Source organism: Psychrobacter muriicola 2pS (assembly GCF_904846535.1).
GTDB lineage: Bacteria > Pseudomonadota > Gammaproteobacteria > Pseudomonadales > Moraxellaceae > Psychrobacter > Psychrobacter aquimaris.
This window is the reverse complement of the sequence record NZ_CAJHBC010000015.1, coordinates 22046-28045: the sequence shown is the minus strand read 5'-3', so window position 1 is coordinate 28045 and position 6000 is coordinate 22046. Positions and strand designations below refer to the sequence as shown.

The following is a 6000-nucleotide window of genomic DNA, read 5'->3' as shown; positions in this document are numbered from 1 at the left end:
CTCTCAGACCTTACCAATTAAGGGCTTCAAGATCTATAAAGCTACAATCAGCTAGGTTAATGCTACAATCAGCTAGGTTAAAAGCTACAATCAGCTAGGTTAAAAGCTACAATCAGCAGGTATTATGCTACAATTAGATAGATTTGAGCATTAAGGCGTAGATATGACTAACCAAGTTGGTTTATATGAGAAGAAATACCCTGCAAATTGGGTTGTTATGCAAAATCGTATTCTACAAGCGTTTTATGAAATGACACTTGATGAAAAACGGTTGCTGTTGCTTGCTAGTTCAGTAGTGCGTTTGATAGATGCCACTGAAAAAGACACTATAGAGATAACCGCGAAAGCATTTGCAGAGGCTTGCAACATTCAAGTGGATTCTGCTTATACTCAATTAAAAGATGCTAGTGAAACGATGATGAGGCGATTTTTTAGCTATAGAAATGAACGCGGTAGCCGTGTCAATGTACAGTGGGTCATCAGATCAATATATGAAGATGGCTATGTGTCTCTATGTTTTACAGATGAAGTGCTACTGATGTTGAAGGTTTTTGATGAAAATAATCCATTCACTAAATATAAAAAAGAAGATGTACTTAAACTGAAGGGTGAATATTCAATAGATATATACCATCTGGCCAAAAAACATGAGGCAATGAGCTCGTGGACAATGTCACTTGAAGAAATTAGAGAGGAGCTAGCTCTTTCTAAATCTTACGAACGTATTAACAACCTAAAAAGTCGAGTCATAAACCCAAGCGTTGAAGAAATAACAGAAAAATCAGATGTTAAAATCACCTATGAAAACGTCAAACGTGGTCGCACCGTCACGGGACTAAAATTTAATGTCAAAGCGAAGCCTACCAAGAAAAAAAGTCTGGAGGACTTAAATCAGAATAATGAGGATAGAGATATCCCACCTCTAACCGTTAAACAAATTGATCGTTTTGCCCCTTTGTTGGCCAACTACGCACCGTTTGGCAGTTACGCACCATCAGGTAAAAGCACTCAAGAGGTTATTAGTTGGTTACACACTCAATTAAGAGATGAGGCTTTTTTAAAGACCCACAAAAAGCACTTACTGGCGATAGGCTATACGTTCCCTAAGCAGAAATCATAGCAAAGAAAAAAAGAGTAATTGAGCTAGCGTAGCCTATACAAATGGCTTATATTATATGTACATAAATAAGCCAAAAGTGATGTTATGACGACAACTAATTATAATATTAGGCTCGATCAAGAGCTAAAAGAAAATGCTTTTTCGGTATTTGAAAGCTATGGATTAACACCGTCTCAAGCGATCAAATTATTTTTGACCCAAGTGGCGCAAACCAATAAAGTGCCACTATCTTTTGAGTATCAGAAAGTAGCAGCTGTCAGTCAAGATGAATTGCCAATCTATAAAGAGCATACTGATTGAGAGAAAAGATGAGTATTAGATTTGAATGGGATGAACAAAAAAACATCACCAATCAGTGCAAACACCGTTTATCATTTGAGGCAGCTACCCGGGTTTTTTAGATCCTTTATGCCTGCGTCAGCAAGACAGGTATGAAAATGGTGAGGAGCGGTGGCAGGCGCTGGGTACAGTAGACGGCATAGCAGTCTTATTAGTAGCCCATACGCAGACAGACATAGATGGTGGCGAGGTTATACGCATTATCTCTGCTAGGCGTGCCACAAAGAGTGAAAGGAGACAGTATGAACAAAGTTAGCTATCACATAGACGAGTTACCGCCACTAACCGCCAAGCAGCAAGCAGATTTAGAGCATTTAGCCACGCTTAGCGATGACGACATTGATCTATCCGACATTCCAGAAGCCACCGACTGGTCAGGTGCTATCCGTGGCAGTATCAGAACGCAAGCGTCCTCTACGGAACCCAGTGTCATCAGCCCAAGCATCCTTGCTAAGTTTAAGGATAGAGCCAAGCAAACAGGTGGTGACTATCAAGAAATGATCAATAATGCGCTAGAAGAGTACTTAACTGATCACTAGCCATAATTTAACGACCATAGCCTCAAGATTACTTGAGGTTTTTTTACATCTTGCATTGTAGTATGTTGTATGTTGTATTATACTATATACATATAATACAACATATCTACTCATACAAAGTTAAGGACAATTATCATGGCCATCACTATTCAGCAAATTCATGCTACTGCCGACCAATTGCAAGAACAAGGAATTAAGCCAACATTAGCTGAGGTGCGTAAGGCTTTGGGCGGTGGTTCATTCACAACCATCAGTGAGGCGATGAAGTCTTGGCGTCAGGATAATCAAGAAGAAGAGCAGCTAAGACAGGTTGAGCTGCCAAGTGGCATTGCTGAGCGCTTACAGTCGCTTGGTGCGGATATGTGGCAAACGGCTATTGATATCGCCAATGATCGGTTGGTGAAAGAGCGTGAAGCCCTAGAGAGCATTAAGACCAAGGCACAAGCTGAGACAGACGAGGCGCAAGAGGCGGTTAAGACCCTAGAGAGTGAGCAAGCTGATCTGTTAGGGCAGCTCGATGAGGTCACAGCAACCGCAGAGGCAGCCGCTATCACCGCAGCTCAAGTGACTGCTGAGCGTGACACGTTGTTACAGACGCTCAGTGATACTCAGCACGCGCTTGAGCTTGAGCAAGCTAAAACAGATGCAGCCCAAGCGCAACTTGCAGAGCTGCGCAGCAGCTTTGATCAGCAAGCAAAAGAGCTTAACGTCAACTTATCAAAAGTGGCCGCGCTTGAAGCCACTGCTCATAGCGATAAAGCAGAAATTTCACGTCTGCAAATAGAACTGATCGCGACTAAGGATGAGCTAAAGAAAGTCACCACTGAACGCAATGAGATAGCGACTGACACAGCAGAAGTCAAAGGGGAGTTAAAGGCCATAGTCGCTGAGCGTAACAAGCTATCAGGACTCAACGATCAGCTGACCCAAACACAGGCTAAGCTTGAAGCTGAGCATAGCGTACTGAATAAGCAGTATAGCGAGCTATCAAGCCATCACCTATCGGAGCAAGAACAAGTGACTCTGTTACAAGATCAACTTAAGAAAGCACAAGATGCTCTGATACTTATTCAAAACAAAGATAATACTTTGGATGCTGACTAAATAAAAGTATTCGAGGTTTCAGTTTAATTAGGATTTCAAGATAAAGAACAGTTATAAGTTTGGGAGGTAGTTTACCCAAGGCATAGATCTCGTTCTATTCACACTAAGCTTATGAATCAACCATGACAATATCGACTCACTGAATAAGTGACTGCTGTATAATAACTATTCTAAATTTTTCTCTGGACTCTTATAGTATATAGCCGAGTGGGCTATATACTACTTAAATTAGCCTAAGTGAATTTATGCTGATTTTGGAGCCTTGAGCAGATTTCAAGGAACACTCACCCTAAAGCGTTTATGAGTAAAAAAATACTCACAAACGCTTTAGTGCATTCCTTGGATTTGATGTGATTAGTCATGCCGACTTCATCGCCCATCGCGTCATCAAGACCGTATCACTGTATCAAGCTACGGTTGTTAAGATTACGGCTGATAGCACCGCCTAGACACGCTCTTAACCGCTACTGTGCTGTCATACGCTAGCAAGGGCCTAAACCCAATATACCGCTACGATATGCACGAGTAACCACTCATTGCGTTGCTCTGATCCTTTGTCTAGTCACCCCTGTAGGGAGCTCACCCTTATGTCAAACGCAGTCGTCGCTGAGGCCTGCCACCCATTTGACGGGTAACAATTACAGAGAGAGCAGCACAAGGAGGTAACGAGCGAACAAGCAGTTTTTAAAATGTATAGTGAATAAGGTTGATATGAAAGCATATTTTGGATAAAATGCACCTACACGGGCATTTAATGCTGTTCAAATAACGCACTGCGTATGCTTATTTGTTCGTTACAGGGTGTTGACGCACACTGTAACCGTTAATTACATTAAAAACTAAATGCCTCTAGGAGTCAACTCCCAGAGGCATTTTTTTGTTTGTCATATAGATTAGGTTTTGGTGGTGTTCTAAAAAGTATGCTGGCATCAGACATAGCCATAATTGACATAGAAGAATACCAAATCAAACACCTTAAAGTGGTTATCAAACTTCTTTGAGAAGCAGCAGGTCTTTCGAACGGCTCGTCGCAATCGGTGCCTAAGGCGACAGTTATTACCTTCTATGCCTACCGTATGCTGCTTGCCGATTTGTTTCTTGTCAGGCTTGAATGCGGTTATAAAGCTATCCCAGTTATCCATGCTAATAGAGCCATAGCTGACTTTCAGTTGTTTAAGACGGGCTCTTAGCTTCTTAGCTGTTTTCAGGTCACGTTTGCCCCAGACATAAGCGACAATCTCATTGGTAGCGCGGTCATAAGCATAAATAAGCCAAACTTTACGCTTCTTGCGATACACGTAAGTCCAAAACTCATCAACCTCTAAGCGTTCATAATAGCGCTTCTTAGGCGCAATCTTATAAACAGATGAGCCTATGGTGCTAAGCACTTTACCAATGCTAACTGAGGCTATAATAGCAATGTCTCTAATGCCACAGCCTCTCACTGTCATTAGCCGTATTTTATCTTCTATTCTAGAGTGACAGCCGTTATAAGTTAGGGCATGATCGCCAATAAACTGGCGTTTGCAGTCCTTACATTGATAGTTCTGCTTGCCATAGCTTTTTTTGCCGTGTATCGAAAAACTGGAGCTGTGACAGTCGGGGCATATGATATCTATTTGTGTCTTCATAACCTCAAATATATCATCTTGCTTTGGCTGTCACCCTCCTTTCATCTCCTCAGCATACTTTCTGACACACCACCACTTTTTGAATACCTTAATAGGTCTTTACTTACAAACGCGCGCTGATACAGACGTATCGTTCTAGGATGCGTTACGAAAAAGTAATGAGCGCTAAAAATAAACTGGGCTCTAAACCGTTCTAGTCATTTGAAAATAAAACTGTCATACTTTTAAATTGAATCTGCTACACCCCAAGTAATCGCCCAATAAGTGATGTTGCGACCATGGCCAATACACCCCACACGACGACGCGAGTGACAGCAGGGAGAGTGGGTGCACCGCCCAAGCGCGCCGATACCATGCCAAGTAGGACTAAGCCGACTATGGTCAGCGCGGCCAATGACCAAACAAGGATCTGGGCTGGAAACACCAAGATGCCGATGACAGGAAATATGGCACCAGTACTAAAGGCCAATGCGGAGGCAATGGAAGCTTGCAGGGGCTTTGCTTGACTGATTTCAGTTAGCCCTATCTCGTCACGAGCATGAGCCTCAAGTACATCGTGCTCAGTTAAGGCGACAGCAACTTGGTGTGCTAAGTCTTGATCAAGTCCACGCTGTTTATAAATTGTTGTCAGCTCGACAAGCTCCCGCTCAGGATTATGCGTCAGCTCGTAAAGCTCTTTTTTTAAATCAGCCTTTTCAGTATCTGCTTGTGAGGACACAGAGATATACTCACCAGCCGCCATCGATAAAGCCCCTGCAGTCAGTGACGCCAATCCTGTCAGTAATAAGGTTTGGCTGCTCGCGTTTGCGGCGGCAACACCAACCAGTAAACTGGCGGTAGAAATGAGTCCATCATTGGCGCCAAGTACCGCTGCTCTGAGCCATTGACTCCGGTTACTTAGGTGCGGCTCATCGTGAATAGAGTATGACATAGACATCCTCAAAAAATACGGTGGTGTTCTAAAAAGTATGCTGGCGATAAAATCAATAAGAAATCTATGCTAAGTTCTCTGATTCTATAGGGCTTTCAAGGCTTCAAGAATTGTTCAAATTTTAATCAAGTTAAAGATTCAGTTCCGAATTTGAGAGCGATATTAGAGATCAGTTAACCTATACAATCTGCACTATAACTTATTAGGTAGTGGATCCCTCAATATTATAGTACTCGAAATATTATTAATATCTATAATTACTATGGGTTTATTTAAATCTTATGAGTCGAGAAAGCTCTATATGCTACTATTTATATAGTGTAGAAGACTGAGGTA

The 6000-nt window shown here is 42.1% G+C and carries 6 protein-coding genes and 1 pseudogene; 5 read left to right on the top strand and 2 right to left on the bottom strand.

All coding sequences use genetic code 11. The features are described 5' to 3' along the window. Window positions 1–163 precede the first annotated feature (163 nt). From JMX93_RS14030 to JMX93_RS14010, 5 genes and pseudogenes are all read left to right on the top strand, one after another. Window positions 164–1120: a replication initiation protein gene (locus JMX93_RS14030; protein ID WP_499205078.1), complete on the top strand. Its 957-nt coding sequence runs from the start codon at window positions 164–166 to the stop codon at window positions 1118–1120. 84 nt (window positions 1121–1204) lie between these two features. Continuing rightward, window positions 1205–1420 carry a type II toxin-antitoxin system RelB/DinJ family antitoxin gene (locus tag JMX93_RS14025; protein ID WP_045448298.1) on the top strand — a complete coding sequence of 72 codons (216 nt, stop codon included), beginning with the start codon at window positions 1205–1207 and terminating at the stop codon, window positions 1418–1420. A gap of 8 nt (window positions 1421–1428) precedes the next feature. Further along, window positions 1429–1715, top strand: a pseudogene (locus JMX93_RS14020) (BrnT family toxin). Continuing rightward, the gene (locus JMX93_RS14015; RefSeq protein WP_227522864.1) at window positions 1702–1998 is read left to right on the top strand and encodes a hypothetical protein; all 297 of its coding nucleotides are present in this window, start codon (window positions 1702–1704) and stop codon (window positions 1996–1998) included. Before JMX93_RS14020 ends, JMX93_RS14015 begins: the two are co-directional and overlap by 14 nt. 135 nt (window positions 1999–2133) lie before the next feature. Continuing rightward, entirely contained in the window at window positions 2134–3102 is a 969-nt protein-coding gene (locus JMX93_RS14010; RefSeq protein ID WP_109592609.1) for a DNA-binding protein, read from the top strand. 929 nt (window positions 3103–4031) lie between these two features. Here the strand turns inward: JMX93_RS14010 and JMX93_RS14005 are convergent. Together JMX93_RS14005 and JMX93_RS14000 are read right to left on the bottom strand one after the other, a co-directional pair. Continuing rightward, a complete protein-coding gene (locus tag JMX93_RS14005) occupies window positions 4032–4733 on the bottom strand; it encodes an IS1 family transposase (RefSeq protein ID WP_499205077.1) in 702 nt (233 codons plus the stop codon). 238 nt (window positions 4734–4971) lie between these two features. Then, window positions 4972–5664: a VIT1/CCC1 transporter family protein gene (locus JMX93_RS14000; protein WP_087813578.1), complete on the bottom strand. Its 693-nt coding sequence runs from the start codon at window positions 5662–5664 to the stop codon at window positions 4972–4974. Window positions 5665–6000 lie beyond the last annotated feature (336 nt).